At 69.1% G+C, this 25477-nt stretch carries 26 protein-coding genes and 1 tRNA gene; 13 read left to right on the top strand and 14 right to left on the bottom strand.

Annotated elements, in window-relative coordinates; translation table 11 throughout:
- Nucleotides 1-17: 17 nt before the first annotated feature.
- Complete coding sequence (locus AC07XP_RS13795; RefSeq protein ID WP_495264977.1) at nucleotides 18-1508, top strand: TolC family protein; 1491 nt, start codon at nucleotides 18-20, stop codon at nucleotides 1506-1508.
- Between the two features lie 282 nt (nucleotides 1509-1790).
- Nucleotides 1791-2522 (top strand): hypothetical protein, encoded by a 732-nt coding sequence (locus AC07XP_RS13790; protein WP_369645207.1) that lies wholly within the window; start codon nucleotides 1791-1793, stop codon nucleotides 2520-2522.
- 71 nt (nucleotides 2523-2593) lie between these two features.
- Here the strand turns inward: AC07XP_RS13790 and AC07XP_RS13785 are convergent.
- Nucleotides 2594-2670 (bottom strand) — tRNA-Met (locus AC07XP_RS13785).
- Between the two features lie 167 nt (nucleotides 2671-2837).
- On the opposite strand from AC07XP_RS13785, the gene AC07XP_RS13780 reads away from it, so the two are divergent.
- Together AC07XP_RS13780 and AC07XP_RS13775 are read left to right on the top strand one after the other, a co-directional pair.
- Entirely contained in the window at nucleotides 2838-3512 is a 675-nt protein-coding gene (locus AC07XP_RS13780; protein ID WP_495264976.1) for a sigma-70 family RNA polymerase sigma factor, read from the top strand.
- Nucleotides 3509-4771 (top strand): hypothetical protein, encoded by a 1263-nt coding sequence (locus AC07XP_RS13775; protein ID WP_495264975.1) that lies wholly within the window; start codon nucleotides 3509-3511, stop codon nucleotides 4769-4771. Before AC07XP_RS13780 ends, AC07XP_RS13775 begins: the two co-directional genes overlap by 4 nt.
- A 45-nt stretch (nucleotides 4772-4816) precedes the next feature.
- Here AC07XP_RS13775 and AC07XP_RS13770 read toward each other — a convergent pair whose 3' ends face one another.
- Nucleotides 4817-5596 (bottom strand): enoyl-CoA hydratase, encoded by a 780-nt coding sequence (locus AC07XP_RS13770; RefSeq protein ID WP_062481985.1) that lies wholly within the window; start codon nucleotides 5594-5596, stop codon nucleotides 4817-4819.
- 133 nt (nucleotides 5597-5729) lie between these two features.
- Here AC07XP_RS13770 and AC07XP_RS13765 point away from each other — a divergent pair, with 133 nt between their 5' ends.
- The gene (locus AC07XP_RS13765; RefSeq protein ID WP_495264974.1) at nucleotides 5730-6338 is read left to right on the top strand and encodes a DUF2325 domain-containing protein; all 609 of its coding nucleotides are present in this window, start codon (nucleotides 5730-5732) and stop codon (nucleotides 6336-6338) included.
- Nucleotides 6339-6348: 10 nt separating this feature from the next.
- Here the strand turns inward: AC07XP_RS13765 and AC07XP_RS13760 are convergent, their stop codons facing one another.
- The 3 genes from AC07XP_RS13760 to AC07XP_RS13750 are packed head-to-tail and all read right to left on the bottom strand — an operon-like array spanning nucleotide 6349 to nucleotide 10106.
- Nucleotides 6349-8208 (bottom strand): M61 family metallopeptidase, encoded by a 1860-nt coding sequence (locus AC07XP_RS13760; RefSeq protein ID WP_495264973.1) that lies wholly within the window; start codon nucleotides 8206-8208, stop codon nucleotides 6349-6351.
- Between the two features lie 4 nt (nucleotides 8209-8212).
- Entirely contained in the window at nucleotides 8213-8932 is a 720-nt protein-coding gene (locus tag AC07XP_RS13755) for a DsbC family protein (protein ID WP_070062774.1), read from the bottom strand.
- A gap of 46 nt (nucleotides 8933-8978) precedes the next feature.
- Nucleotides 8979-10106, bottom strand: a complete 1128-nt coding sequence (locus tag AC07XP_RS13750) for an FAD-dependent monooxygenase (RefSeq protein ID WP_495264972.1) — start codon at nucleotides 10104-10106, stop codon at nucleotides 8979-8981.
- 87 nt (nucleotides 10107-10193) lie between these two features.
- Here AC07XP_RS13750 and AC07XP_RS13745 point away from each other — a divergent pair, with 87 nt between their 5' ends.
- Entirely contained in the window at nucleotides 10194-11078 is an 885-nt protein-coding gene (locus AC07XP_RS13745) for an MOSC domain-containing protein (protein WP_495264971.1), read from the top strand.
- Nucleotides 11079-11338: 260 nt separating this feature from the next.
- Here the strand turns inward: AC07XP_RS13745 and rbsD are convergent, their stop codons facing one another.
- The 6 genes from rbsD to AC07XP_RS13715 all read right to left on the bottom strand — a co-directional run bounded on the left by rbsD (nucleotide 11339) and on the right by AC07XP_RS13715 (nucleotide 17410).
- On the bottom strand, nucleotides 11339-11734 hold the full coding sequence (gene rbsD / locus AC07XP_RS13740) for a D-ribose pyranase (RefSeq protein WP_447747152.1): 396 nt from the start codon (nucleotides 11732-11734) through the stop codon (nucleotides 11339-11341).
- Entirely contained in the window at nucleotides 11731-12690 is a 960-nt protein-coding gene (gene rbsK / locus AC07XP_RS13735; RefSeq protein ID WP_495264970.1) for a ribokinase, read from the bottom strand. The genes rbsD and rbsK overlap by 4 nt, the downstream gene beginning before the upstream one ends.
- Nucleotides 12687-13769 carry a LacI family DNA-binding transcriptional regulator gene (locus AC07XP_RS13730; protein WP_495264969.1) on the bottom strand — a complete coding sequence of 361 codons (1083 nt, stop codon included), beginning with the start codon at nucleotides 13767-13769 and terminating at the stop codon, nucleotides 12687-12689. The genes rbsK and AC07XP_RS13730 overlap by 4 nt, the downstream gene beginning before the upstream one ends.
- 22 nt (nucleotides 13770-13791) lie before the next feature.
- Nucleotides 13792-14796, bottom strand: coding sequence for an ABC transporter permease (locus AC07XP_RS13725; protein ID WP_495264968.1), 1005 nt, complete (start codon nucleotides 14794-14796; stop codon nucleotides 13792-13794).
- A gap of 5 nt (nucleotides 14797-14801) precedes the next feature.
- Nucleotides 14802-16394 carry a sugar ABC transporter ATP-binding protein gene (locus AC07XP_RS13720; RefSeq protein ID WP_495264967.1) on the bottom strand — a complete coding sequence of 531 codons (1593 nt, stop codon included), beginning with the start codon at nucleotides 16392-16394 and terminating at the stop codon, nucleotides 14802-14804.
- Nucleotides 16395-16456: 62 nt separating this feature from the next.
- Complete coding sequence (locus AC07XP_RS13715) at nucleotides 16457-17410, bottom strand: sugar ABC transporter substrate-binding protein (RefSeq protein WP_101490361.1); 954 nt, start codon at nucleotides 17408-17410, stop codon at nucleotides 16457-16459.
- A gap of 264 nt (nucleotides 17411-17674) precedes the next feature.
- Between AC07XP_RS13715 and ychF the strand changes: the two genes are divergently transcribed.
- From ychF to AC07XP_RS13700, 3 genes are read left to right on the top strand one after another with little or no spacing between them, the layout of a single operon-like run.
- On the top strand, nucleotides 17675-18766 hold the full coding sequence (gene ychF, locus AC07XP_RS13710; RefSeq protein ID WP_095948031.1) for a redox-regulated ATPase YchF: 1092 nt from the start codon (nucleotides 17675-17677) through the stop codon (nucleotides 18764-18766).
- A 19-nt stretch (nucleotides 18767-18785) separates the two neighbouring features.
- On the top strand, nucleotides 18786-19307 hold the full coding sequence (locus AC07XP_RS13705) for an ATPase (protein WP_495264966.1): 522 nt from the start codon (nucleotides 18786-18788) through the stop codon (nucleotides 19305-19307).
- Nucleotides 19304-19489, top strand: coding sequence for a hypothetical protein (locus AC07XP_RS13700; protein WP_307696941.1), 186 nt, complete (start codon nucleotides 19304-19306; stop codon nucleotides 19487-19489). Before AC07XP_RS13705 ends, AC07XP_RS13700 begins: the two co-directional genes overlap by 4 nt.
- Nucleotides 19490-19496: 7 nt before the next feature.
- Here the strand turns inward: AC07XP_RS13700 and AC07XP_RS13695 are convergent, their stop codons facing one another.
- Nucleotides 19497-20483: a trypsin-like peptidase domain-containing protein gene (locus tag AC07XP_RS13695; RefSeq protein WP_495264965.1), complete on the bottom strand. Its 987-nt coding sequence runs from the start codon at nucleotides 20481-20483 to the stop codon at nucleotides 19497-19499.
- A 134-nt stretch (nucleotides 20484-20617) separates the two neighbouring features.
- Between AC07XP_RS13695 and AC07XP_RS13690 the strand changes: the two genes are divergently transcribed.
- Nucleotides 20618-21292 carry a glutathione S-transferase gene (locus AC07XP_RS13690; protein WP_495262358.1) on the top strand — a complete coding sequence of 225 codons (675 nt, stop codon included), beginning with the start codon at nucleotides 20618-20620 and terminating at the stop codon, nucleotides 21290-21292.
- Nucleotides 21293-21311: 19 nt separating this feature from the next.
- On the opposite strand, the gene AC07XP_RS13685 is transcribed toward AC07XP_RS13690, so the two are convergent.
- Nucleotides 21312-21782 (bottom strand): YqaA family protein, encoded by a 471-nt coding sequence (locus tag AC07XP_RS13685; RefSeq protein WP_062479132.1) that lies wholly within the window; start codon nucleotides 21780-21782, stop codon nucleotides 21312-21314.
- 183 nt (nucleotides 21783-21965) lie between these two features.
- Here AC07XP_RS13685 and dusB point away from each other — a divergent pair, with 183 nt between their 5' ends.
- Genes dusB through purH form a run of 3 tightly spaced genes read left to right on the top strand, consistent with a single transcriptional unit; the run spans nucleotide 21966 to nucleotide 24909 of the window.
- Nucleotides 21966-23024, top strand: a complete 1059-nt coding sequence (dusB, locus tag AC07XP_RS13680; RefSeq protein ID WP_495264964.1) for a tRNA dihydrouridine synthase DusB — start codon at nucleotides 21966-21968, stop codon at nucleotides 23022-23024.
- A 24-nt stretch (nucleotides 23025-23048) separates the two neighbouring features.
- Nucleotides 23049-23285 (top strand): Fis family transcriptional regulator, encoded by a 237-nt coding sequence (locus AC07XP_RS13675; RefSeq protein WP_056577757.1) that lies wholly within the window; start codon nucleotides 23049-23051, stop codon nucleotides 23283-23285.
- Nucleotides 23286-23301: 16 nt separating this feature from the next.
- Nucleotides 23302-24909, top strand: coding sequence for a bifunctional phosphoribosylaminoimidazolecarboxamide formyltransferase/IMP cyclohydrolase (gene purH, locus AC07XP_RS13670; RefSeq protein ID WP_492742617.1), 1608 nt, complete (start codon nucleotides 23302-23304; stop codon nucleotides 24907-24909).
- A 77-nt stretch (nucleotides 24910-24986) separates the two neighbouring features.
- Here purH and AC07XP_RS13665 read toward each other — a convergent pair whose 3' ends face one another.
- Entirely contained in the window at nucleotides 24987-25463 is a 477-nt protein-coding gene (locus AC07XP_RS13665) for a hypothetical protein (RefSeq protein WP_062479124.1), read from the bottom strand.
- Between the last annotated feature and the right edge of the window lie 14 nt (nucleotides 25464-25477).

Genomic DNA, 25477 nt, shown 5'->3' with positions numbered 1-25477 from the left:
CAGGAGTCGAAGTCATCATGAAAACGAAGAAGAACAAATCCATGCAGTCGGGCGTGTGCGCGCTGCTGTCGGTGTCGATGCTGCTTGGCGCCGGTGCGTCGGTGGCGCACGCGTCGCAGGACGAGGCGCCAGCGCTGAAGGTGGCGCGGCGGTTGGCTGTGCCGGCGGCCGTGTCCGTTGCCGTGGCGCCGGTGGCCATGCCCGCGCCGTTCGTTGCGGCATCACCGCCGCCGTTCCAGATGCGCAAGGTGGTGGCCTCCGCCTCCGCGATGGGCCTGAGCGCCGACGCGGGTGAGCGCCTGCGCGCCTACCTCGACGAGAACGTGCGCAAGGCGCTCGAGCTCAGCGCCGAGGCGCGCGAGGCGCAGGCCAACTGGAAGGCGGCCGAGTACGACATCGACCAGGCCAAGGGCCAGCGTTGGCCGCAGGTGCAGGTGGGCGTGTCGTCGCCTTCCGCGACCTTCGGCGGCAGCGGCGCCAACAACAGCGGCACGCGCAGCGCGGCGGGCAACCTCGCGATCACCACGCCGGTGTACGACTGGGGGCGCCTGAGCGCCACCATCGACAGCCGCACCGAGACCTCGAAGGCGGCCTACCAGGCGGCGCAGCAGGTGCGCCAGAAGATCGCCTACGACACCGTGTCGGCGCTGCTCGAACAGCGGCGCCACCAGGCGGCGCTCGAGGCCAGCCAGGGCTATGTGAAGCGCATGGAAGAGCTGGTCGACATGCTGAGCCAGATCGTGCAGAGCGACCGCGGCCGCGCCAGCGAACTCACGCAGGCGCGCGCACGCCGCCTGCAGGCCGTGACCGGCCGCGACGCCATCGTGGCCAAGCTGCGCGAGGTGCAGGTGAACCTCGTGAAGCTGGTCGGCGAAGAGGTGCAGTGGCCGGCCGACCTGGCATGGGAGATCCGCCCGGTCGCGCTGCAGGACGCCCTGATCGCGGGCGCCGAGCATCCGGCCATGCAGCAGGCGCGGGCCGAGGCGAAGGCCGCGGGCCTGTACGCGGAGTCGGTGAAGGCCGGGCGCCTGCCGCAGCTGAACTGGGTGGTCGGCAAGAGCACGCAGGAAGATTCGGCGGGCAACAAGCAGCCGTGGTCCACGGGGCTGTCGCTGCAGTGGAACGCGTTCCAGGGCGGCTCGGGGCGCGCGTCGGAACGCGCGGCCTTCGAGCGCGCGGCGGCCGGCGAGGAAAAGGCCGAGGCCTCGGCGCGCGACCTGGCCTACCGGCTGCGCACCTCCGCAGAGCAGCGCGACGCGGCGGCCAGCCGTGCCGGCGAGTACACCGAGCTGATCCAGGAAACCGACCGCGTGCGCAAGATCTTCTATGAGCAGTGGTACCACCTGGGCAAGCGCACGCTGCTGGACGTGCTCACGGCCGAGAGCGACCACTACAACAACCAGTCGGCCCAAGTGACGACGCGCTTCGACGCCGAGGCCGCCGACCTGCGCATGCGCGCCGACTCGGCCATGCTGCTGGACTGGCTGCGCGGCGCAAAGGTGCTCTGAGGGGCGCGAAAGGCGGGGCTTTTCGGAACAGTCCTATGTACGGGCCGGGCGGGCCTTCCTAGGATGGGTGAGCGCCGGGTTGCCTCAGTGGGCCCGCTGCCTTGTGCCGCATCGCATGCGGCATGAAGCGCGGGCGCAGCGGACGCGGCTTCATTCATTCTTTTGAGAATTTCGAGCACCCATGCCGGTCCTGATCACCGGGGTCGCGAACCGCGGCCCGAGCCCCCGAACGCATTGCCTCGGGCATGTTGTTGCCGCAGCGGACTGTGAAGGGACTCCCGCATGAGCCGCTTCTTCGCCGCACCCTCGGAGCCCCTGGCACGCCCCGCCCGCCGCATCGGCGTGCTCGGCCATGCGCTGCGCGAGCGCGAGTACGCGCGGCGCGTGCTGCGCGCGCTGGGCGTGGCGCCACTGGTGTTCACCAGCATCGACGAACTGGCGACGCTGGGCGACCGCCTGAACCTGCTGTTCCTGGCCGACGTGCCCGAGGCGGCGAGCGAAGAGGCGCCGGACGTGCTGTCGTTGATGGGGACGAAGATCGTTCCACTGGCGCAGGAGGCGCCCGCGCCCACGCGGCACCTGCGGGGGCGCCCGCCCGCAGCGGCACCGGCGTTCGACGACTTCTACCGCACCATCCTGCTGTCGCTCCGAACGCGCGGCCTGGCGTGCGCGATGCCAACGCCGCTCGTGTGGGGCGCCTACAGCTTCCAGCCGATGGACCGCAGCGTGAGCTTCCCGGGCCGCACGCAGCGCGTCGACCCGGTCACCTTCGACCTCGCGCTGGAGTTCTTCTTCAACGCGGAGCGCGTGTTGTCGATTCCACGGCTGCGGCAGATGCTCAACCCCGTGCGCGGCGCGCGCAGGTTCTGGGGCAACGAACTCATCGGCACGCTGACGGACGTGATGGACGAGCTGCAGCTGCACGGCGCGCACGGCTGGCGCCTGGTGCACTGCGAGCCCGAGGCGTTCCGGCTGGACCGGGTGCCGGTGGGCGAAACGGCGTCGGACGCCTGAACGAAAAAAGCCCTAAGTCGTTGAAAACTTAGGGCTTTTTGAGCCATTCCGCCGGGGCGGGGAGGCTGTGTTGGTGGCTCTTCACGGACTCGAACCGCGGACCTGTGGATTATGATTCCATCGCTCTAACCGACTGAGCTAAAGAGCCGTCAGTGCAATTCAGCACCGAGCCCAAAATTATAGCCCAGGCTTTGGGCCCAGTTCAACTCCCGGCGTTTTCAGGTCGATTTTTCTGCGATCGAATGCGTCGGATCGCGTTTCGACCTAACCCCGATCGCCTCCGTGCGCCGTACAAGCTCGGGTGACAATCCTGCGATGTCTGCGCTGCCACGCGCCCCTTCTGCTGCTGCCCGCACCGCCACCGAGCGCGACGCCATGCCCGACGATCAGTTGATGCTGGCCTACGCCCACGGCGACGCCGCCGCCTTCGACGTGCTTTATGCGCGCCACGAAGGCGGCCTGTTCCGCTTCGTCAAGCGCCTGCTCGGCGCGCGGCTGGCCGCGCAGGCCGACGAGGTGTTCCAGGACACCTGGGTGCGGATCATCTCGGCGCGCGACAGCTTCTCGCCGCAGGGCGCCACCTGGCGCACCTGGGCCTTCACCATCGCGCACAACCTCGCGATGGACCGCCTGCGCGTGAGCGGGCGCGAGGTGACGCTCGATGGCCATGCGACCGACGACGACGGCGACGCGGTGCCCGCGCTCGACCGTGGCGTGCACGGGGCCACCGACCTGTCGGCGCACCCGTCGGCCGAAGAGCTGGCGTTCTGGCGCGCCGCCGGGCGTCGGCTGCTGGCTTGTCTCGACGAACTGCCGGCCGAGCAACGCGCGGCTTTTCTCTTGCACCATGAAGACGGCCTGACCGTCGACGCGCTCGCGGCCCGGCTGGAGATCGGCTTCGAGACCGTGCGCAGCCGCCTGCGCTACGGGCTGCAGAAGCTGCGCGGCTGCATGGAACGCTACCTGTCGGTGCTGGAGCTGCGGGCATGAGCGCCGGCATGGACGACCACGACCTGCACGACGCGCGGCTGCGTCGCGCGCTGGACCACGCGCCCGACCGCGACGCCGTGCCCGCGGCCCACACGCGCGAGGCGATCCTCAAGATGGCGCACAACCTCGCCGCGGCTTCCGCGCCGGCGACCAGTCGCCCGGCGGAGACCGCGCCGTGGTGGCGACGCTTGTTCGGCGGCGGCAGTCCCCGCTCGCGCATGCCGTGGAACGCGGCGTTCGCGACCGTGCTCGTGGCGACTTTCGTCACCGTGCTGTGGCATCGCGAGCCGGTGCCCGACGCGCGGCTCGATGGCGAGGCGCAAGTGGCGGGGGCGCCCGCGCCGACGTCGGCACCGCCTGCGCCTGCGCAATCGGCCGAAGCACCGGCAGTAGCCGCAGCACCTGCGCCAGCCGCTGAACCGGCCGCAACGGCGGACATGACACCGCCCGCTGCGCAGCGCAGCGAAGCGGCGCGCGATGCGAAAGAAACCCTGAAGCAGCGCGAGACGCAGGAAACGCGTGAAGCGTCGCGGCGGCGCGAAGCCCCTGCGGCGGCGTCGGTCCAGAAGGACGAAGTACGGACGATGGAAAAGGCGGCGCCCGCGGCCCCGGTGGTGCAAGCCCCGGCGCCCGTGCCTGCGCCTGTCGCACCGGCCATCGCATCTGCGCCCATGCCGGCTGCACCACCCATGGCCGATGTCGGCCAGAGTCCGATGCCCTACGCAGCCGCACCGCCGGCGCCGGCCGCCGCACCTGCAGCGCCAGCGCCGATGCAGCGCGAGTCCGCAGAGACGGCGTCGTCGCTCGCCGCGCAAGGCGGTGCCAGCGCGAATGTCGCCGGCATGCAGCGCCGCGCCGCTCCCGTGCAAGCCGCGCCGGCTCCGTCGGCGGCCGCCAAGGCGGCGCCGCGCGCAGCCACCGAAGCCGCGGTGAGCGGCGGCTTCACGGCATTGGACCGCTGGACCGCGCTCGACATCACGCGCGCCGGCGCCACCACGCGCCAGGCGCGCGGCGACACCGAAGGCCTCGCGGCGCTGGTGAACACCGTGGCGCGCGCGGCCACCGTGTCGGGCGGGGAATGGGGTGCGCCGGTCGAGGCGCGCATCGAACTGCGACGCGACGGCGCGTTGCTGGCCGTGCTCGAGATCGCGGGCGACCAGGTGCGGTGGACGCCGCAGCCGGGCGGCCCCGCCTCCATCGGCACGCCGCCGGCGCAGGCGCTCGAGGCGCTGCGCACGGCGCTGTCGCGAGCCCGCTGACGGCGACCGCCGCTGCGGTCCCCGGGCCCGCGACGATCGGGCGGATCAGGCGTTCTTGAAATCCGGCTGGCGCTTGGCCAGGAAGGCGTCCATGCCTTCCTTCTGGTCCTGCGTGGCGAACAGCGCGTGGAACAGGCGGCGTTCGAACATCACGCCGTCGCTCAGGCCGCTCTCGAAGGCGCGGTTGACCGATTCCTTGGCCGCCATCACGGCGATCTGCGAGAAGCCCGCGATGATCAGCGCGGCGCCCAGCGCTTCGTCGGCCAGCTTTTCAAAAGGCACCACGCGGCTCACGAGGCCGGCGCGCTCGGCTTCGGCGGCGTCCATCATGCGGGCGGTGAGCGCCATGTCCATGGCCTTGCTCTTGCCCACCGCGCGCGGCAGGCGCTGCGTGCCGCCGGCGCCGGGGATCACGCCGATCTTGATCTCGGGCTGGCCGAACTTGGCGTTGTCGGCCGCGATGATGAAGTCGCACATCATCGCCAGCTCGCAGCCGCCGCCCAGTGCGAAGCCGCTCACGGCCGCGATCACCGGCTTGCGGATCGAGCGGATGGTTTCCCAGTTGCGCGTGATGTAGTCGCCCTTGTAGGTGTCGATGAAGCTGTACTTGGCCATCGCCGCGATGTCGGCACCGGCCGCGAAGGCGCGCTCGCTGCCCGTGAGGATGATGCAGCCGATGGCGTCGTCGGCGTCGAAGGCCTTGAGCGCCTGGCCCAGCTCTGTCATCAGCGCGTCGTTCAGCGCATTGAGGGCCTTGGGGCGGTTGAGGGTGATGATGCCGACCTTGCCTGCTTCGGTCCGCACGTCGATGTTTTCGTAGCTCATGGTGTCGCTGTCTCCGGGGGAGGTGGGGAAAAAAACGCGTCCCACTATACCCAGCCAGGCTTCGGGCCCGCTGACGCGCGGGTGTTTCATTTGAGAATTGTTCTCATCTAGAATGGCCGCCATGGACTTCCCGATGCAAGAACATGCCGTGTTGCTGCGGGCCTATGCCCGGGTGCAGGAGCGTTGCTCGCGCCTGCTGATGGAACAGGCCGCCCGGGTCGAGCGGCTCGAGGCGCAGGTCGTGCGGTTGCGCGGCGCACTGGTGGCGCGCGACTCGGCAATTGCCATCGTGCGCGAGGAACTGGCGGCGCGCGCGGCCAAGGGCAGCGCCTTGCCCCAGCGCCTGCACGCGCTGCTGGCACCGGGTGGCCGGCGTCACCATGCCTTGCCGCCAGGGCCGCAGGTGCCGGCCGACCTGCGGGCCAAGTCGGTGCTGTGCGTGGGCCGTTCGGAAGCGACGCCCGAGGCGCCTTCGCTGGCGCGCCAGCTCGTGGAGATTGCCGGCGGCCACTACCTGCACCACGACGGCGGCGACGAGGCCGACGACCCCGCGGCGCTCGAGGCGGGCCTGCGCGCCGCCGACCTCGTGATCTGCCAGACGGGCTGCGTGAGCCACGGCGCCTACTGGCGCGTGCAGGACCACTGCCGCCGCACCGGCAAGCCCTGCGTGCTCGTGGGCGAGCCACAGCCGATGCTGTTCGTGCGGCCGCCGCTGGCGGCGGCCGTCGATCACCCGGCCTGAACGGAAGAAATTACGGCTTGGCTGCGAGCCAGGCCGAGATCCTGGCCGCGTCGTGCGAGAACAGCCGCCACGTGGTCGAGCCCGTCGGCAGCGTGAGCGGCAGGCGCAGCAGCCGGCGGTCGCGGGCGACGAGGGCGGTGCACTTGGTGGCATCACCGAGGTACAGCGCCAGGTCGTCGAGCTTGGTGAGGCGCCAGGCCTGTGCGGGTTGCGCCGCACCCTTGCCGCGACCACCGACGGCCGGCAACTCGATACCGAGCCATTCGTCGTTGGCCGAGAAACCGGCCTTTTCGGCGGCGCCGCCGCGCAGCACCACCTTGATCTGCACGCTGCCGCCGGTTTCGGCCACGCGCAAGCCGAGCGCCTGCGCGGGTTGCGAGGGGTCGTCGAGCGTGGCCACGCCGTGGGCGCGCAGCAGGTCGGCCAGCGGGAGTTCGTCGGTCGAATGCACCCAGCGTGCAAGCTCTGGCGCATACGAGCGTCCGCCCACGGCTTCGAGCGCGGTTGCAATGTCGGCTTCGCTGATCGGGCCGCCGTTGCCTTGCGTCCAGAGGTGGCGCATCACGTCGTCGAGCGTGCCCTTGCCTTCCTGGCGCAGCGCGAGGTCGAAGCACAGCGCCACCAGCGCACCCTTGGTGTAGTAGCTGACGGTGCTGTTGGGCGTCTGCTCGTCCTGGCGGTAGTACTTGACCCAGGCGTCGAAGCTCGCGTCGGCCACCGGCTGCACCAGCCGGCCGGGCGTCTGCAGCACCTGGTTGATGGTCTTGTTGAGCAGGCGCAGGTACGCGGCGTCGTCGATGCGGCCGGCGCGGCGCAGCAGCAGGTCGTCGTAGTAGCTCGTGAAGCCTTCGAAGAACCACAGCAGCTGCGTGTAGTTCTCGCGGCTGTAGTCGTAGCTCGCGAACTCCGCCGGGCGCATGCGCTTGACGTTCCAGGTGTGGAAGTACTCGTGGCTGATGAGGCCCAGCAGCGTGGTGTAGCCCTCGGGCTGCTTCTTCTTTTCGCCGCGCAGCGGCAAGTCGCGGCGGTTGCAGATGAGCGCGGTGGAATGGCGGTGCTCGAGCCCGCCGTAGCCGTCGTCCACCGCATTGAGCATGAACACGTAGCGGTCGATCGGCAGCTTCGGGCCGCCGCGCTTTCCTGCTTTGTCGCCGTGCCAGAAGCGGATCTCCGCTTCGCAGATGGCCTTGGTGTCGGCGATGAGGCGCTCGCCGTCGAACGAGGCCGCGGCGCCCGCGATCACGAAGCGGTGCGGCACGCCGCAGGCGTCGAACTCGGCGCTCCAGAAGGCGCCCATCTCGACCGGGCTGTCGGCCAGTTCGTCGTAGCCGGCGGCGCGGTAGCTGCCGAAGCCGTGCTTGTCGGCCTTCGTCGGCACGAGCGCGGTGGCGCACGACCAGCGCGCGGCGTCGGCCGGCAGCGCGGGCGGCACGATTTCCAGCGCGTGTGGCGCCTCGGTCTGGCCCTCGACACGCAGGCAGACGCTGGTGCCGTTGAAGAAGCCGCGCGTGGCGTCGAGCCAGGCGGTGCGCACCGAGTTGTCGTAGGCGCACACCTGGTAGTGCAGCACCAGCGGCTGGCCCGGCACGCAGTCGACCTGCCAGCTGCATTTGTCGAGCTGCGTCAGCACCGGCTTGCGGCGGCCCTGCGTGGCGCGCAGGCCCTGCAGGTTCTTGGCGAATTCGCGCACGAGGTAGCTGCCGGGAATCCACACCGGCAGCGCCACGCGCTGCTGCGCGGCGGGCGCGGCGATGGTCAGCGTGACGGCGAACAGGCGCGCATGCAGGTCGGCGCACTCGACGCGGCAATGCACAGCGGGCGTGGCGGTTGCAGCCGCGGCTGCGCGCCGGGAAGCGGAGGTCGTCGCCATCGGATCAGTTGGCGGCGGCGAGCTGCTTCTCGACCTGCTCGGCGGGAATGGCGCCGGGGACGCGGCTGCCGTCGGTGAAGATCAGCGTGGGCGTGCCGGTGATGTTGTACTTGCGGCCGAACTCCACGTTGCGCTCCAGCGCCGTCACGTTGCAGCTGGTGGCTGCGGCGGCGGGCTTGACGTTGCCTTCCATCCAGTCGGCCCAGGCCTTGCCCGGGTCCTTGCTGCACCAGATGTCGCGCGACTTGGCGGTCGAATCGGGGCCGAGCACGGGGTACAGGAACATGTAGACGGTGACGTTGTCGACCTTCTTCATGTCTTTTTCGAAGCGCTTGCAGTAGCCGCAGTTCGGGTCTTCGAAGACCGCGACCTTGCGCTTGCCGTTGCCGCGCACGATCTTGATCGCGTCCTTCAGCGGCAGCTTGTCGAAGGCGACGGCGGTGAGCTTCTCGACGCGTTCCTCGGTGAGGTTGCGGCGGGTCTTGGCGTCGATCAGGCTGCCCTGCAACAGGTAGCCGCCTTGCTCGTCGGTGTACAGGATCTGGCTGCCGTTGACGCGCACTTCGTACAGGCCCGGCACGGGCGTCTTGGTGACTTCCTCGATGGGCGGCAGCTGCGGGATGTGCGTCGGCAGGTTCTTGCGGATCTCGGCCTCGCCCGCGCCGGCGGTGGAGAGCGTGAGCAGCGCGCAGGCGGCGACGAGAAGGTGGCGGACGAAGGTCATCGGGAAGGTTTCGGGAAAAAGGTGGAGGGCTGGTGGGCGCGGGGCGTCAGGCCTTCAGGCCCATGGCTTGTGCGGTGATCCAGTGCTTCACGAAGCGCGTGCGGTCGAAACCGCGCATGCCCCAGTTGCGCAACGCAGGAAGTGGACCCAGGTTGTGCGAGAAAAGTTGCTGCAATCCGTCGGTGGCCAGGCTCATCTGCAGCACGTCGGCGCGGCGGGCGCGTTCGTAGCGGCGCAGCAGGCGGGCGTCGCCCACGCTGCGCCAGTAGTCGCGGGTGCGGATCACGTCGGCCAGCGCGGCCGCATCGGCCAGGCCGAGGTTCAGGCCCTGGCCCGCCAGCGGATGCACCGTGTGCGCGGCGTCGCCCGCGAGCACCCACGACTGGGTGGGCTGGCCGGGCATCGTGCCGGACCAGCGGTCGGCGATGGCGCGCGACAGCGGCCACACGGCGCGTTCGCTCGTGAGCCGCAGCGAGCCCAGCTCGCCGTGGCTGGCTTCGCTCACGGCGGCACTGAATTCTTCGACGCTTTGCGCGACCAGCTCGGGCACGCGCAGCTGGTCGACCGACCACACCAGCGCCAGCGTCTTGCCGTGCACGCCGCCCAGCGGCAGCAGGGCGAACACCTCGCCGCGGTCGTTGAACCACTGGCGCGCGATGCCGTCGTGCGTGTGCGCGGCTTCGAGCCGTGCGGCAATGGCGTGCTGCGGGTAGCGCGTGACCTCGTAGCTCACGCCCAGCGCCGCGCGCGAGGCGCTGGCCTTGCCTTCGCACACCACCGTGAGCGGCGCGGCCACGGGCTCGGTCACCACGTCGATCAGGGGTTGGAAGCGCACCGCGTCGGCCAGTTGCTGTTCGAGCGCGGGCACGTCGACGATCCAGGCCAGCGCCTCGACCTTCTGGCGCGCGGCGCTGAACTGCACGCGGCCGCCGTCGTCGCCGTGCACCTGCATCTCGTGCACCGGCGTGGCATGGGCCGTGTCGGGCCAGGCGCGCAGCGATTCGAGCATGGTGCGGGACGCCGCATTGAGCGCGTACGCCCGGATGTCTTCCTTGCCCGGCGGGGCCGGCGGCACCACCAGCGCGACACGCACGCGTTCGCGCGCCAGCAGCAGCGCCAGCGTGCGGCCGACGATGCCGGCGCCGCGGATACAAACTTCGGGAGAAAGGGCCATCGGATGATTGTAGGAGTTGCCTCGCGCGCGGGCGCCGATACCCGTTCATGCAGGAGAATGGCCGGCGATTTCAAAGGAACCCCCACCGTGTCGCAGCCGTCCGCTTTCGATCTCCAGGCCACCATCGCCCGCCTGTTCGTGTACCCCGTCAAGTCGTGCGCCGGCGTCGAGCTCGACGAGATGCTGCTCACCGAAACCGGCCTGGAGTTCGACCGCGCCTGGATGGTGGTCGATGCGCAGGGCGAGTTCGTCACCCAGCGGCAACTGCCGCGCATGGCGCTCATCCAGCCGCAGATGAAGCACACCGAGGTCGTGCTGCGCGCGCCCGGCATGCTGGCGCTGCACCTGGCCTTCGACCGCGTCGAGCAGCCGGTGCGCGTGCGCGTGTGGAAGGACGAGGTGGCGGCCTACGACATGGGTGACATCGCGGCCCAGTGGTTCAGCGATTTCCTCTCGGAGCCCGGCAAGCCGCAGACGCTGCGCCTGGTGCGCTTCGACCCCGAGCACCAGCGCCTGTCGAGCCTGAAGTGGACCGACGGCGTCGAGGCGCTGAACCAGTTCGCCGACGGCTTCCCGCTGCTGGTGGCCAGCGAAGGCTCGATCGCCGAACTCAACGAGCGCCTGGCGGCGGCGGGCCACGGCCCGGTCGGCATCGAGCGCTTCCGCCCGAACATCGTGCTGGCCGGCATCGAGTCGCATGACGAAGACCGGGTCGACGCGCTGCACGTCACCACCGGCGAGGGAGAGGCCGAGCTGCGCCCGGTCAAGCCCTGCACGCGCTGCCCCATTCCCGACATCGACCCGGCCACCGCGCTCAGCAGCCCCGAGGTCGGCGACATGCTGCGCACTTACCGCGCCGACGCGCGCGTGGACGGCGGTATCACCTTCGGCATGAACTGCATCGTGGTGCAGGGCGTGGAGCACATGCTCAAGGTGGGGCAGTCCGTCGGCGCGAACTACCGCTTCGAGTGAAGGGCATGCCGCACGCCTGAGTGGTGTGCGGTCAACTCGGGGTGCGTGCACAGGACACCGGGTACTCCCCTCCGCGAATGTCCCCCGGCCTGCGGCCTCCTCCTTGATTTCGCTGCGGGGAGCCCCCGATGCCCTGCGCACGAGGGCACGCTCTGCGCTTGCGGGCGATCAACGACTGCTGCGAACAACGCTCACGCTGATGGGGTGCCTTGCGCAGCGAAATCAAGGGGGAGGCAGACCGTGGGCAGTCGCTCAGAGCCTCAGAACTTCACGCCGGCGATCAGGATGATGTTCGCGTAGGGCGTGCATTCGCCCGTGCGCACGATGGCGCGGGCCTTCGCGCTGCGGCGCTTGAATTCTTCATGCGACACCGTCTGCGGCGCGATGCCCAGCGACTGCGGGTACCAGCCCGGTAGCGCCTTCGCATCGCCTTGCAGCGCTTCGTCGGCCACCACGATGGCTTCGACCTGCATCTCCGACAGCACCGCCTTGAGCACATCGCTGATCCCCGGCACACCGCGCGCCACGGCCAGGTCGATGCGGCGCGGGCCGTCGGGAATCGGCAGGCCGGCGTCGCCGATCACCAGCATGTCGCCGTGGCCCATCGAGGCGATCACGTGGGAGAGTTCGGCGTGCAGCAGGGGAGAGCGTTTCACAGCGTGATCCAGTCGGGGGGCAGGGGGCTGCGCAGCACGGCGTCGCGCAGCGGAATGGAGGGTTGGGCGCCGGGCTGCTGGATGCACAGCGCCGCGGCGCGGATGCCCAGGCGCACGGCCTCGTCGAAGGACTGGCCCTCGCCCAGGGCCACGGCGAGTGCGCCCAGGAAGGTGTCGCCGGCGGCGGTGGTGTCGACCGCCCGCACCTTCGGCGCGGGATGGTGGCGCGCACCGTCGGCGTCGACCGCCACGGCGCCGCGCGAACCCAGCGTCACGACCACGCGGGCGATGCCGCGCGCGCGCAGTGCCTGGCCGGCCTGCGCTGCTTCTTCGGGACTGTCGGCGTTCTGGCCCGACAGGGTCTGCGCCTCGATCTCGTTGACCACCAACGTGTCGATGCGGGGCCAGAGCGCCTCGGCGATGGCTTGCACCGGCGAGGGGTTGAGCATCACCGCGCAGCCCGCGTCGTGCGCGGCGTTGATGGCGCGTGTCACCTGGCCCATCGGGGTCTCGAACTGCGCGACGAGGAAGGCCGCGCCCTGTACCTGCTGCGTCAGCGAGGCTTCGTCGATGGCGACGCGCGCGTTGGCGCCGGGGATCATCACGATGCGGTTCTGGCCGCTGTCTTCCACGAGGATCAGCGCCGTGCCGGTCGGCTCGCCCGCCACGGTACGCAGCGCGGCGGTGTCGATGCCGTCGCGCGCGAGCGCATCGCGCAGGGCCGCGCCATGCGCGTCGTCGCCCACGCAGCCGATCATCTGCACCTGCGCGCCTTCGCGTGCACAGCTCACGGCCTGGTTGGCGCCCTTGCCGCCGGGGATGGCGTCGATCGAGCGGCCCAGCAAGGTTTCGCCCGCGGCCGGCGCGTGCGGCACGCGCAGCACGATGTCCATATTCAGGCTGCCGAGCACCACGATGCGCGGTGCCTTGGAGGAAGAAAGAGGCTGAAGGCTCACGAGGTGCGGGACTTGGAAGGTGTGGCGGTGATGGTGGAAGGGGCAGGCGTCACGCCGGCTTCGCGAAAGCCCGCGTGGCGCGCGGTCGAGGCGCGCACGCGCAGCTCGGGTTGCAGCACGACCTTGCGGGCGTCGCGGCGCTTGCCGCCCATGCGCTCCAGCAGCATGTCGACCGCCAGCGCGCCGATGCGCTCCTTGGGCTGGGCCACGGTGGTGAGCGGCGGGCTGGTGTAGGCCGACAGTTCGATGTCGTCGAAGCCCACGATGGACAGTTCGTCGGGCACGCGCACGCCGCTTTCATGCGCGGCGCGCAGCGCGCCGATGGCCATCAGGTCGTTGCACACGAACACGGCCGAGGGCTTCTGCTCGGTGCGCAGGATGGCGTGCATCGCCTCGTAGCCGCCCTGGCTGGTGAAGCCGCCGCGCCACAGCAGCGCGTCGGCGTTCGGCGGCGAGCCGGTTTCCGCCAGCGCCATGCGCCAGCCTTCGATGCGCTGCTCGCTCGAGGTCACGCCCAGCGGCCCGCCGATGCAGGCGATGCGCTTGTGGCCCAGCGACAGCAGGTGCCGCACGGCGAGCAGGCCGCCCTGCATGTGGGCGGTTTCCACCAGGTCGCAGGCCGGGTCGGCGATCTCGCGGTCGACCAGCACGGTGGGAATGCGCAGGCCGCGCAGCTGGGTGGCGAGCGAGTCGTCCTCGTCGGCGCCGGTCGACACCACGATGAGCCCGTCGATGCGGCGCTCGGCCAGCACCTGCAGGTACACGCTCTGGCGCCGGGGCTCGTCGTCGGTATTGCACAGCACCAGCGTGTAGCCGGCGCCGAAGCAGCGGTCTTCCACGATGCGCACGATCTCGGCGAAGTAGGGGTTCGAGCTGTTGGGAATCAGCATGCCCAGCGTCGAGGTGGTGTTGCTCTTGAGGCTGCGCGCCATTGCGTTGGGCACGTAGCCCAGCTCGCGGATCGCCAGCTCGACGCGCTCGCGCACCTTGGCGCTCACGTGGCGCGTGTCGTTGACGACGTGCGACACGGTGGTGACGGAAACGCCCGCCTGGAGTGCGACGTCCTTGATGGTGGCCATGGTTGTGTGGGTTCCTTGAGGCTCAGGCCAATCGACGATCGGCCCGGCGCTGGCGCAGGGTGTCGATGATGACGGCCACCACGATCACCGCGCCCGTGATGATGCGCTTGCTCGGCTCGCTCGCGCCCACCTGCGCCAGGCCGGCCTCGAGCACCGCGATGATCAGCACGCCGAAGAAGGTGTTGACCACCGAGCCGCGCCCACCCATGAGGCTGGTGCCGCCGATGACCACGGCCGCGATCACCTGCAGCTCGATGCCCACGCCGGCGTTCGGGTCGGCCGCTTCGAGGCGGGCCGACTGCATCAGGCCCGCGAGCCCGGCCAAGAGGCCGGTGACGGCGAACACGATGATGCGGATCGGCCGCGGGTCGATGCCCGCCAGGCGCATGGCTTCCTCGTTGGTGCCGATGCCCACGACATGGCGGCCGAACACGGAGCGCGTGAGCACCAGCTGCCCCGCGGCCACCAGCACCACGGCGAGCACGAAGGCGGCCGAGATGCCGCCGATCCACGGCGCGGCCAGGCCCGAGATGGCGTCGCCCACGTACTGCGTGCGCGAGTCGGTGACCAGGTAGGCGCCGCCGCGCACGGCTTCGAGCATGCCCAGCGAGACGATGAAGCTCGGCAGCCGCCAGGCGACCGACACCGCGCCCGTCACCGTGCCGCAGATGAGGCCGGTGGCCAGGCCCAGCAGGGCGGCCAGCGGCACCGAGAGCTTCCATTCGAGGATGGCGGCGGCCGTGACGGCCGCGCTCAGCGCGAGCACCGAGCCCACCGACAGGTCGATGCCCGCGATGATCAGCACGAAGGTCATGCCCACCGCCATCACGGCCAGCGCCGGGATCTCGTTGGCGATGGAGATGAAGGTCTCGCGCGTGAGGAAGTATTCGCTCATCGAGCCGAACAGCGCAATCATGCCCAGCAGCACGACCGTCAGGCCCAGGTAGGTGCCGAGCTGGCCCTTGAGCGCGGACGGCGGCTTGCCGGCGGCGGCGGAAGCAGGAGAAGAGGGAGAGGCTGCGTTCATGGTCGTCAGGCGTCGGCGGAAGTCGGGGCGGATGCGGAGGAGTCCGCCGGGGAACCGGGCACGCGGCCCGTGGCGTCGCTGAAGGCGGCGGCGAGCAGCGACTGTTCGCTCCACTCGCCGCGCTCGAACACCGCGACCAGCCGGCCGGCGCTCATCACGCCGATGCGGTCGCACATGGCCATCAGCTCGCGCAGGTCGCTGGACACCATCAGGAGCGCCTTGCCGGCGTCGGTCATGCGGTCGAGCTCGGCGTACAGGTCGGCGCGCGCGCCCACGTCCACGCCGCGCGTGGGTTCGTCCAGCAGCAGCACCTTGCATTCGCGGTGCAGCCAGCGCGCGAACACCACCTTCTGCTGGTTGCCGCCGCTGAGCGTGGACACGGGTTGTTCGATGCTGCGCGAGCGGATGCGCAGCAGCTCCACCAGCCGGCGCGCAATCTGCCGTTCCTTGGCGCGGCGCAGCCAGCCGGCGTGCGAGATCGCGCCGAGGTCGCTCAGCGTGGCGTTGACGCGGATCGGCTGCGTGAGCAGCAGGCCCTGCGACTTGCGGTCTTCGGTGACGAGGCCGATGCCCGCGCGAATGGCCTGCATCGGCGAGCGCCAGCCCTTGCGCGCATGCTGCACGGGCTGCGCGGCGGGCGTGCCGTCGTGCAGCACGACCTCGCCGCGGTCGGCGCGGTCGGCGCCGAACAGCAGCCGCACGAGCTCGGTGCGGCCCGAGCCGACCAGGCCGGCCAGGCCCATGACTTCGCCCGCGCGCAGTTCGAGATCGACGTCGCGCACCACCTGCGCCCGGCCGATGCCGCGCGCGCTCAGCAGCACCGGGCCCGCCACGCGGCGCGCGCGGCCTTCGTGCTCGTGCACCGCGCGCCCGACCATGCGCTGCACCAGTTCGGATTCGCGCACGCCGGCCATGGCGCGCACGTCGACCAGCTTGCCGTCGCGCAGCACCGCCACGCGGTCGGCGATGCGCTGCAGCTCTTCGAGGCGGTGCGACACGTAGACGATCGCCACGCCGCGCAGCTTCAGCAGCTCGATCTGCTCGAACAGGTGCGCGGTTTCGCGCGGCGTGAGCATGGCGGTGGGCTCGTCGAGCACCAGCACGCGCGTGTCGTCCTGCAGGTTGCGCGCAATCTCCACCATCTGCTGCTGGCCGATGCCCAGCCGCGCCACCGGCGAGGCCGGGTCGATGCCGTCCAGGCCGATCTTGGCGAGCTGGCGCTCGGCCAGCTCGTGCAGCGTGGCACGGCGGATCCAGCCGCTCTTGTGCGGCAGGCGGTCGAGCAGCAGGTTCTCGGCCACCGACAGCGTGGTGACGAGGCCGAGTTCCTGCATGACCATGCGCACGCCCAGGCGCTCGGCATCGCGGCGCGAGGCCGGCGCGAAGGGCTGGCCGTCCAGCAGCATGCCGCCGCGCGTGGGCTGCACCAGCCCGCAGACGATCTTCGACAGCGTGCTCTTGCCCGCGCCGTTCTCGCCCGTGAGCGCCAGCACCTCGCCGGCGCGCAGTTCAAGAGAAACCCCGTCGAGCACCGGCGCCGCGTAGTCCTTGCCGACCGTGCTCAGGGCGAGCACGGCGGTGGGTAAGGGCGGATTCATGGCGGCGTCGGGTGCGGCGGTCAAAACGAGGTCTTCTTCTTTTTAGAGGGGAGCGGAATGGCTTACTTCGACGACTTGGTGACGAGCACCACGTCGGTCTTCACTTCGGCCGGCATTTCCGATTGCTTCTTCTTGTCGGCGATGGCCTTCAGCGCGGTCTCGATGCCGAACACGGCCTGCTTGGCGGCGAACTGGTCGGCGGTGGCGAGCACGCGGCCGTCCTTCAGCATCGGCTTGATGGCGCCGATGTTGTCGTAGCCCACCACCAGCACCTTGCCGGTCTTGCCCGCGGCCTTGACGGCGGCCACGGCGCCCAGCGCCATGCTGTCGTTGCCGGCCAGCAGGGCCTTCAGGTCGGGGTGCTCGCGCATCATGCCGGCGGCCACGGTGTTGCCCTTGTCGATTTCCCACTGACCCGACTGCACGCCGACCACGGTCATGCCGCCGGCCTTCATGGCGTCCTGGTAGCCCAGCGTGCGCTGCTGCGCATTGAAGGTGGTCGACACGCCTTCGATGATGCCGACCTTGTCGCCCGACTTCAGCTCCTTGGCCAGCGCGTCGCCCACCAGCTTGGCGCCGGCGCGGTTGTCGGGGCCGACGAAGGGCACCTGGATGCCCTTCTCTTTCAGTGCAGCGCCGTCGAGCTGGTTGTCGATGTTCACGACCAGGATGCCCTTGTCGATGGCCGCCTTGATCACCGGCACCAGCGCCTTCGAATCGGCCGGCGCGATGACCAGCGCGTTGATCTTCTGCGCCACCATCTGCTCGACCATCTTGATCTGGGCGGCGGTGTCGGTCTCGTCCTTGATGCCGTTGGCCACCAGCGTGTACTGCGCGGCGTTGGCCTTCTGGTGCGCCTTGGCGCCGTCTTCCATGGTGCGGAAGAACTCGTTGGCCAGCGACTTCATGACCAGCGCGACCTTCGGCTTGTCCTGCGCGAAGGCGGGCGTTCCGGCGATGGCGCCCAGCAAGGTCAATGCGGCAGCGCTTTGCAGGGTACGGCGGGTGAACTTCATGGTGGATGTCTCCTGAAATGAGGGGTCAGAGCGGAACGCCGGTCTGTGCCGGGGGCTCCGATGTTAATCGAGGGAAACGTTTGCGCAAACGTTTGCTAGTCGGGTCAAACCCTGAGCCTTTCGGGGCTCGAAGCCGCTGCCAGAGGGCTTTCGCGCAGGGTCGAGCGCGTCGGGAAAAGGGCGCGCCGGCGTGGCGGGAAGGGCGCCCGACCCGGGGGAGAACCCGGTCAGCCTAAAATCGGGGGTTACCCAAGAGGACCTCCCATGAGTTTGCAATGCGGCATCGTCGGCCTGCCCAACGTCGGTAAATCCACCCTTTTCAATGCGTTGACCAAGGCCGGCATCGCAGCGGAAAACTATCCGTTCTGCACCATCGAGCCCAACGTGGGCGTGGTGGAAGTGCCCGATCCGCGGCTCGACCAGCTGAGCGAGATCGTCAAGCCCGAGCGCGTGGTGCCCGCCATCGTCGAGTTCGTCGACATTGCCGGCCTGGTGGCCGGTGCCAGCACCGGTGAAGGCCTGGGCAACAAGTTCCTGGCGCACATCCGCGAGACCGACGCCACCGTCAACGTGGTGCGCTGCTTCGACGACGAGAACGTGATCCACGTGGCCGGCAAGGTCGACCCGATCTCCGACATCGAAGTGATCCAGACCGAGCTGTGCCTGGCAGACCTCGCCACGGTCGAGAAGGCGCTGCACCGCCACACCAAGGTGGCCCGCTCGGGCGACAAGGACGCGCAGAAGCTCGTCGGCCTGCTCGAACGCTGCCAGGCCGCGCTGAACGAGAACACGCCCGTGCGCGCGCTCGAGTTCACCAAGGAAGAGATGCCGCTGGTGAAGAGCTTCACGCTCATCACCGCCAAGCCCGCCATGTTCGTGGGCAACGTGTCGGAAGACGGCTTCGAGAACAACCCCTACCTGGACCGCCTGCGCGAGTACGCCGCCAAGCAGGGCGCGCCCGTGGTCGCCATCTGCGCCAAGATCGAAGCCGACCTGGCCGAGATGGACGACGAAGACAAGAAGATGTTCCTGGCCGAAATCGGCCAGGAAGAGCCGGGCCTGAACCGCCTGATCCGCGCCGCATTCAAGCTGCTGGGCCTGCAGACCTACTTCACCGCCGGCGTGAAGGAAGTGCGCGCCTGGACCATCCACATCGGCGACACCGGCCCGCAGGCCGCCGGCGTGATCCACGGCGACTTCGAGAAGGGCTACATCCGCGCCCAGACCATCGCGTTCGACGACTACATCGCCTTCAAGGGCGAGCAGGGCGCGAAGGACGCGGGGAAGATGCGGTCGGAGGGCAAGGAATACGTCGTCAAGGATGGCGACGTGATGAACTTCCTGTTCAGTTCCTGAGCATGCGCCGCCCGTTTTGATGAGCCATCCCAAGATCGTCATCATTGCGGGACCGAACGGTGCGGGCAAGACCACTTTCGCCCGCGCCTTCCTTCCTCAGGAAGCGCAAATCTCGCGTTTCATCAATGCCGATCTGATCGCGGCCGGCTTGTCGCCTTTCGCACCGGAGGCTGAAGCCCTCAAGGCTGGGCGACTGATGCTGGCGGAGATCGCGGAGTGCGCCCGTCGCCGAGAGAGCTTCGCTTTCGAGACGACCCTGTCGGGACTGGGCTATCTGCGCCACATCGATGCGTGGAGAAAGTCGGGCTACCACGTGAGCCTTTTCTTTCTGGCCCTTCCGACGGCAGAATTTGCCGTGGCACGCGTCGTCGAGCGTGTCCGGCAGGGCGGGCATCACATTCCCGAAGATGTGATTCGTCGCCGATTCGAGGCGGGTCGTCGGAATTTCGACGACCGCTATCGCGTCGCGGTGGACGCGTGGGCGCTGTACGACAACGCCGGCGAAGAGCCGGATCTCATCGAATGGGGAGAAGCACCATGACCCGTGAACAGCTCATGCAAGCCAAGGACAAGGATCTGGCCGCTTCGCTGGTCGCGATCCGGCGCGCCGCGCGGGCCGCGCGCGAGGCCGCGGTGCGTACCAACACCGCCATCGTGGTCCAGCGGGGCCAGAAGTCGGTCCGCATCACGGCGGAAGAGCTCCGCAAGGCCGGGGTCAAGTAAGTCACGGCTACTTCGCGGCCTGCTGCTTGCCCCAAACCACCGTGTCATCCACCGCATAGGCCGCGCACGTCACCTTGCGTTCAGTGCAGCCTTTCAGATGCTCGGTCAGCGCGGCCGAGCTGGTGGCAGTGCCGAACTTCTGATCGCCGGTGATCAGGAAGATGCGGGGCCGGGCCTGCAGCAGGAACTGGCGGTACGCATTGCGCACCGGGGTCGGGTCTGCGCCGATGGAGGGCAGGGCCTGCAGGTCCGACAGTTCGGCGTGGCCGGACGGCGCGGGTTCCCCGTTGGGGCCGAACACCACGCCGGTGCTTTTCAGCAGATCGCGCCATGTCGCCAGCTCCGTGGTCACGCGCTGCGGCAACTCCATCACCCATTGCGCCGGATAGGCAAAGCCAAGGTTCGCGCCGCCGGGCGCCACGCTGTCGGTCACGCCGACCAGCCGGCCCTCGGTGTCGAACAACCCGCCGCCGCTGGAGCCTGAAGATACGGGCGCCGACGTTTGCACGATCGGCAGTTGCCCGGGCGCGCGCGGACGCAGCGCCGAGATCAGGCCCTCGCTCAGCGTGCGTTCGAGGCCATGCGGGCTGCCGACGGCGAACACGCGCTGGCCGACGCGCAACTCGGCGGCGGGCACGATCTGCACGGCGGGCAGCTGCAGCGGCGTTTCGCTCGTGAGCACGCACAGGTCGCGCGACGGATCGGGGTCGCGCACGATGCGGGCGATGCGCAATGTGGTCGGGCCCTGCTCCACGGTGACGGCGACGGCGCCGTCGACCACATGGCAGGCCGTGGCCAGCGCGCCCGGGGTCACAGCCACCGCGCTGCCGATGGCGGTCTGGTTGTTGCCGCGTTCGCCTTTCACGGTCCAGACGGCGGGCGCGACCTTGCGGAACACCTCCTCGGGCGTGAGCGCCCAGGCCTGGCAGGCCGCGAGGCCGAGCCAGAGTCCGATGAGCGAGGTGCGGCGGCGCCGCGTGAAGTGAGGAGCCATCTGGGTCAGTGTAGGAAGCAGCCCCACGGTTTGCCGTAGGCGATAACGCTGTCGCAGCGGGCGCCTGAAGCCCGCACGTGTTGTGGTTAGACTGCGCGCCCGCTGCATCCTCCGCCGGAAGGCTTTCATTTGCCATGCTCACTGTCCACCACCTGAACAACTCGCGCTCGCAACGTGTGCTCTGGCTGCTCGAAGAACTCGAGCTGCCCTACGAGATCGTCCATTACCAGCGCGACCCCAAGACCATGTTGGCGCCCGCTTCGCTGAAGGCCGTGCATCCGCTGGGCAAGTCGCCGGTGGTGACGACCGACGACGGCGCGACGCTGGCGGAATCGGGCGCAATCATCGAGTCGCTCATCGAGCGCTACGGCCAGGGCCGGCTCGCGCCCGCGCCGGGCTCGCCCGAGGCCCTGCGCTATCGCTACTGGCTGCACTTCGCTGAAGGCACTGCGATGTCGCCGCTGCTGCTCAAGCTGGTGTTCGACCGCATCGAGACGAGCAAGATGCCCTTCTTCGCCAAGCCGATCGCCAAGGCCATCGCGGCGAAGGCGAAGTCGGCCTTCATTCATCCGAACATCACGGGCCATCTGAATTTCATGGAGGCCGAGCTCGGCCGCAGCGAGTGGTTCGCGGGCAATGAATTCACGGGCGCCGACATCCAGATGAGTTTCGTGGTCGAAGCCTCGCGGGCGCGCGGCGGCCTCGATGCGAAGCGGCCGAAGCTCATGGCCTACCTGGAGCGCATCCATGCGCGTCCGGCCTACCAGCGCGCGCTGGAGCGCGGTGGCCCCTACGAACTGCTGAGCTGAGTTTTTTCGACCGCGCGCTTCATGACGGAAAGACGTATAGAAGCGCGTAGGTCATCGTCACGTAACGCAGGAACTTGCCGATCGCCATGTAGCCCACGCAGGGCCAGAACGGCAGCTTGAGCCAGCCGGCGACCGCGCACAGCGGGTCGCCCACGATCGGCAGCCAGCTCAGCAGGCAGGCCTTCGGGCCCAGCCGCTCGAGCCAGCCGAGCACGCGCAGGTGGTGTTTCGAGTGCGAGTACTTGTCGGCCACCTTGTGCGCGCCGTAGCCCATCCACCAGTCGACCGCGCCGCCCAGCGTGTTGCCCACGGTGGCCACGGCAATGGCCTGCCAGAACATCTCGGGGTTGAGTTTCAGCAGGCCGAACAAGATCGGTTCGGAGCCCACCGGCAGCAGCGTGGCCGACACGAAGGCCGCGATGAACAGCGTCGAAAGTCCGTACTGGGGGAGCGCGAGGAGCGCCAGGAGTGCGTCGAGCCAGGCTTGCATAAGGTCGGCGAAGTATAGGCAGCGCTCACGTCGCAAGCGCGTGGGAGAAGGCCCCGCGAAATACTGGTGTTTACGCCTGTGTCGCAAGCGCAAAAAGGCGTAAATCGTTTCAGTCGCTGAAATGCCACGTGGCTACAATCGTGCCTCATTTTTCAGCAGCCGACCCGCACAGCACTCCTTCCCATGACCTTGCAGATCGGCACCCACACGCTGGAAAACCGGCTGTTCGTCGCGCCCATGGCCGGCGTGACGGACCGGCCCTTCCGCATGCTGTGTCGCGAACTCGGCGCGGGCTATGCGGTCAGCGAGATGGTCACCTCGCGCAAGGAACTCTGGAACACGCTGAAGACCTCGCGGCGCGCCAACCACGACGGCGAGCCGGGCCCCATTGCGGTGCAGATCGCCGGCACCGACGCGGCCATGATGGTCGAGGCCGCGGTCTACAACATCGAGCGCGGCGCGCAGATCATCGACATCAACATGGGCTGCCCGGCCAAGAAGGTCTGCAACAAGTGGGCCGGCTCGGCGCTCATGCGCGACGAGCCGCTGGCGCTCGAGATCGTCCAGGCCGTGGTCGATGCGGCGCAACCCTTCAACGTGCCGGTCACGCTCAAGATGCGCACCGGCTGGAGCGAAGACCACCGCAACGCGGTGAAGCTCGCACGCGACTTCGAATCGGCCGGCGTGCAGATGCTCACGGTGCACGGGCGCACACGCGAGCAGGGCTACAAGGGCCACGCCGAGTACGACACCATCGCCGCCGTGAAGGCCGCGGTGCGCGTGCCGGTGGTGGCCAACGGCGACATCCGCTCGCCCGAGAAGGCGCGCGACGTGCTCGCGGCCACGGGCGCCGACGCCGTGATGATCGGCCGCGCCGCGCAGGGCCGGCCGTGGATCTTCCGGGAGATCGCGCATTTCCTGGACACCGGCACCCACCTGGCGCCGCCGCTGGTGGCGGAGGTGCGCCGGCTGCTGCTCGATCACCTGGTGGAGCACTACGCGCTGTACGGCGAGTTCAGCGGCGTGCGCACGGCGCGCAAGCACATCGGCTGGTATGTGCGCGCGCTGCCCGACGGCGAGGCCTTCCGCGCACGGATGAACGCCATCGAAGACTGCGCCGGCCAGCTGCGCGCGGTCGACGACTATTTCCAGGGGCTCGCGGACCGCATGGACCGCATGCCCGCCCCGACGGCAGACGAGGAGCCGGCGGGAGAAGAGGAGACGGCCTGCGCCGTCGATTGAGCGAAGACAAAAAGAGAAGAAGCAATGAGCAAGAAACACATCGAGGACTGCGTTCGCAGCAGTCTGGACAGCTACTTTCGCGATCTGCGGGGCACCGAACCCGACGGCATGTACGAGATGCTCGTGCGCGTGGTCGAGAAACCCCTGCTCGACGTCGTCATGACGCGCGCCGAAGGCAACCAGTCCCGGGCCGCCCAATGGCTGGGCCTGAACCGCAACACGCTCCGCAAGAAATTGGTCGAGCACAAACTTTTGAAATAACTCCACGGCATATCCCATGGCTCAGACCGCACTCCTTTCCGTTTCCGACAAGACCGGCATCCTTGAATTCGCGCAAGCCCTGCATGGCTTGGGCGTCAAGCTGCTGTCCACCGGCGGCACCGCCAAGCTGCTGGCCGACGCCGGCCTGCCGGTGACCGAGGTCGCCGACCACACCGGCTTTCCCGAAATGCTCGACGGCCGCGTGAAGACGCTGCACCCGAAGATCCACGGCGGCCTGCTGGCGCGCCGCGACCTGCCCGCGCACGTCGCCGCCATCAAGGAGCACGGCATCGACACCATCGACCTGCTGGTGGTCAACCTGTACCCGTTCGAAGCCACCGTGGCCAAGCCCGGTTGCACGCTGGAAGACGCCATCGAGAACATCGACATCGGCGGCCCGGCGATGGTGCGCAGCGCCGCCAAGAACTGGAAGGACGTGGGCGTGCTCACCGACGCCTCGCAGTACGCCGTGGCGCTGGCCGAGCTCCAGGCCGACGGCAAGCTCAGCGACAAGACCAAGTTCGCGTTCTCGGTGGCCGCGTTCAACCGCATCGCCGACTACGACGGCGCGATCAGCGACTACCTCTCGGCCATCGACTTCGACGCCAGCATCGGCCAGCCCGCGCCCACGCGCTCGCTCTTCCCCGCGCAGAGCAACGGCCGCTTCGTGAAGGTGCAGGACCTGCGCTACGGCGAGAACCCGCACCAGCAGGCCGCGTTCTACCGCGACCTGTACCCGGCGCCCGGTTCGCTCGTGTCGGCCAAGCAATTGCAGGGCAAGGAACTCAGCTACAACAACATCGCCGACGCCGATGCGGCGTGGGAATGCGTGAAGAGCTTCGACGTGCCCGCCTGCGTGATCGTGAAGCACGCCAACCCCTGCGGCGTGGCCGTGGGCGCCGACGCGCTCGAGGCCTACAGCAAGGCCTTCAAGACCGACCCGACCTCGGCCTTCGGCGGCATCATCGCCTTCAACCGCCCGGTCGACCTGGCCACCGCGCAGGCCGTCAACAAGCAGTTCGTCGAAGTGCTGATGGCACCGGGCTACACGCCCGAGGCGCTGGAAGTGTTCCAGGCTACCAAGGCCAAGCTCAACGTGCGCGTGCTCGAGATCGCACTGCCCAAGGGTGGAAGCACGGATTGGGACAATGGCCGCAACGCGATGGACGTCAAGCGCGTCGGCTCGGGCCTCTTGATCCAGACCGCCGACAACCACGAGCTGGCGCTGGCCGACCTCAAGGTGGTCAGCAAGAAGCAGCCCACGCCGCAGCAGCTGCAAGACCTGCTGTTCGCCTGGAAGGTCGCGAAGTACGTCAAGAGCAACGCGATCGTGTTCTGCGCCGACGGCATGACCATGGGCGTGGGCGCCGGCCAGATGAGCCGCCTCGATTCGGCGCGCATCGCCAGCATCAAGGCCGAGCACGCGGGCCTGTCGCTCAAGGACACGGCGGTGGCGAGCGACGCCTTCTTCCCGTTCCGCGACGGCCTGGACGTGGTGGTGGACGCGGGCGCGGGCTGCGTGATCCAGCCGGGCGGCTCGATGCGCGACCAGGAAGTGATCGACGCGGCCGACGAGCGCGGCGTGGTGATGGTGTTCTCGGGCGTGCGCCACTTCCGGCACTGAGCCTGCGGCCCTGCGGGGCCTGCCCGAACAGAACAAGGCCAGGGTCGCTTACGCGGCCCTGGCTTTTTTTGTGGCCGCTACTCGTGCGTGCCGAAGCGGTACTTGAGCTGGAAGCTGATCGCGCCGTACAGCCGGTTCCTGATCGTCGGCACGTAGGCGATGTTCAGGCCCCAGTTCTTGCCCTCGATGGCGGCCGTGGGAATGATGGCCGGAAACCAGTTGCCGTTGCGGTAGTCGGGGTAGCCGTCGAAGCCGCCCACCACCGCGCCGAACTTCACGCCGTAGAACTCGAAGGGCAGGATGTACAGGCCGACGTAGTGCGACTGGCGCCGGTTGCTGTTGTGGAAGGTGCCGGCTGTGACGCGGTAGGTGTCGTTCAGCGGGTACTCGAAGCCCAGGCCCGGGTTGGCGTTTTCCAGGCCCTTGCCGCTGTCGAAGTGGGCCGAGTAGAAGCCGGGGTTGACCCAGATGTTCTTCGGCTCGAAGGACTGCGCCAGCGCGAGGCCCGGCAAAAGAAGGGCACTCAGCAGCGGCAGCATGCGCAAGGGGGTCATGGGCGGGGCATCCT

The sequence above is a fragment of the Variovorax sp. GW531-E2 genome (genome assembly GCF_059423125.1).
The sequence above is the reverse complement of the archived record's forward strand: the minus strand, read 5'-3'. Positions and strand labels throughout refer to the sequence as shown.

What these genes read in the sequence shown, in the direction of transcription:
- AC07XP_RS13790 (WP_369645207.1), top strand. Translation starts at nt 1,791, where the DNA reads ATGAGCCGCTTCTTCGCCGCACCCTCGGAGCCCCTGGCACGCCCCGCC.
- ychF (WP_095948031.1), top strand. Translation starts at nt 17,675, where the DNA reads ATGAGTTTGCAATGCGGCATCGTCGGCCTGCCCAACGTCGGTAAATCC.
- AC07XP_RS13725 (WP_495264968.1), bottom strand. Translation starts at nt 14,796, where the DNA reads ATGAACGCAGCCTCTCCCTCTTCTCCTGCTTCCGCCGCCGCCGGCAAG.
- AC07XP_RS13795 (WP_495264977.1), top strand. Translation starts at nt 18, where the DNA reads ATGAAAACGAAGAAGAACAAATCCATGCAGTCGGGCGTGTGCGCGCTG.
- AC07XP_RS13715 (WP_101490361.1), bottom strand. Translation starts at nt 17,410, where the DNA reads ATGAAGTTCACCCGCCGTACCCTGCAAAGCGCTGCCGCATTGACCTTG.
- purH (WP_492742617.1), top strand. Translation starts at nt 23,302, where the DNA reads ATGGCTCAGACCGCACTCCTTTCCGTTTCCGACAAGACCGGCATCCTT.
- AC07XP_RS13780 (WP_495264976.1), top strand. Translation starts at nt 2,838, where the DNA reads ATGTCTGCGCTGCCACGCGCCCCTTCTGCTGCTGCCCGCACCGCCACC.
- dusB (WP_495264964.1), top strand. Translation starts at nt 21,966, where the DNA reads ATGACCTTGCAGATCGGCACCCACACGCTGGAAAACCGGCTGTTCGTC.
- AC07XP_RS13750 (WP_495264972.1), bottom strand. Translation starts at nt 10,106, where the DNA reads ATGGCCCTTTCTCCCGAAGTTTGTATCCGCGGCGCCGGCATCGTCGGC.
- AC07XP_RS13730 (WP_495264969.1), bottom strand. Translation starts at nt 13,769, where the DNA reads ATGGCCACCATCAAGGACGTCGCACTCCAGGCGGGCGTTTCCGTCACC.
- AC07XP_RS13760 (WP_495264973.1), bottom strand. Translation starts at nt 8,208, where the DNA reads ATGGCGACGACCTCCGCTTCCCGGCGCGCAGCCGCGGCTGCAACCGCC.
- AC07XP_RS13695 (WP_495264965.1), bottom strand. Translation starts at nt 20,483, where the DNA reads ATGGCTCCTCACTTCACGCGGCGCCGCCGCACCTCGCTCATCGGACTC.
- AC07XP_RS13700 (WP_307696941.1), top strand. Translation starts at nt 19,304, where the DNA reads ATGACCCGTGAACAGCTCATGCAAGCCAAGGACAAGGATCTGGCCGCT.
- AC07XP_RS13765 (WP_495264974.1), top strand. Translation starts at nt 5,730, where the DNA reads ATGCAAGAACATGCCGTGTTGCTGCGGGCCTATGCCCGGGTGCAGGAG.
- AC07XP_RS13720 (WP_495264967.1), bottom strand. Translation starts at nt 16,394, where the DNA reads ATGAATCCGCCCTTACCCACCGCCGTGCTCGCCCTGAGCACGGTCGGC.
- AC07XP_RS13675 (WP_056577757.1), top strand. Translation starts at nt 23,049, where the DNA reads ATGAGCAAGAAACACATCGAGGACTGCGTTCGCAGCAGTCTGGACAGC.
- AC07XP_RS13665 (WP_062479124.1), bottom strand. Translation starts at nt 25,463, where the DNA reads ATGACCCCCTTGCGCATGCTGCCGCTGCTGAGTGCCCTTCTTTTGCCG.
- AC07XP_RS13755 (WP_070062774.1), bottom strand. Translation starts at nt 8,932, where the DNA reads ATGACCTTCGTCCGCCACCTTCTCGTCGCCGCCTGCGCGCTGCTCACG.
- AC07XP_RS13775 (WP_495264975.1), top strand. Translation starts at nt 3,509, where the DNA reads ATGAGCGCCGGCATGGACGACCACGACCTGCACGACGCGCGGCTGCGT.
- AC07XP_RS13770 (WP_062481985.1), bottom strand. Translation starts at nt 5,596, where the DNA reads ATGAGCTACGAAAACATCGACGTGCGGACCGAAGCAGGCAAGGTCGGC.
- AC07XP_RS13685 (WP_062479132.1), bottom strand. Translation starts at nt 21,782, where the DNA reads ATGCAAGCCTGGCTCGACGCACTCCTGGCGCTCCTCGCGCTCCCCCAG.
- AC07XP_RS13690 (WP_495262358.1), top strand. Translation starts at nt 20,618, where the DNA reads ATGCTCACTGTCCACCACCTGAACAACTCGCGCTCGCAACGTGTGCTC.
- AC07XP_RS13705 (WP_495264966.1), top strand. Translation starts at nt 18,786, where the DNA reads ATGAGCCATCCCAAGATCGTCATCATTGCGGGACCGAACGGTGCGGGC.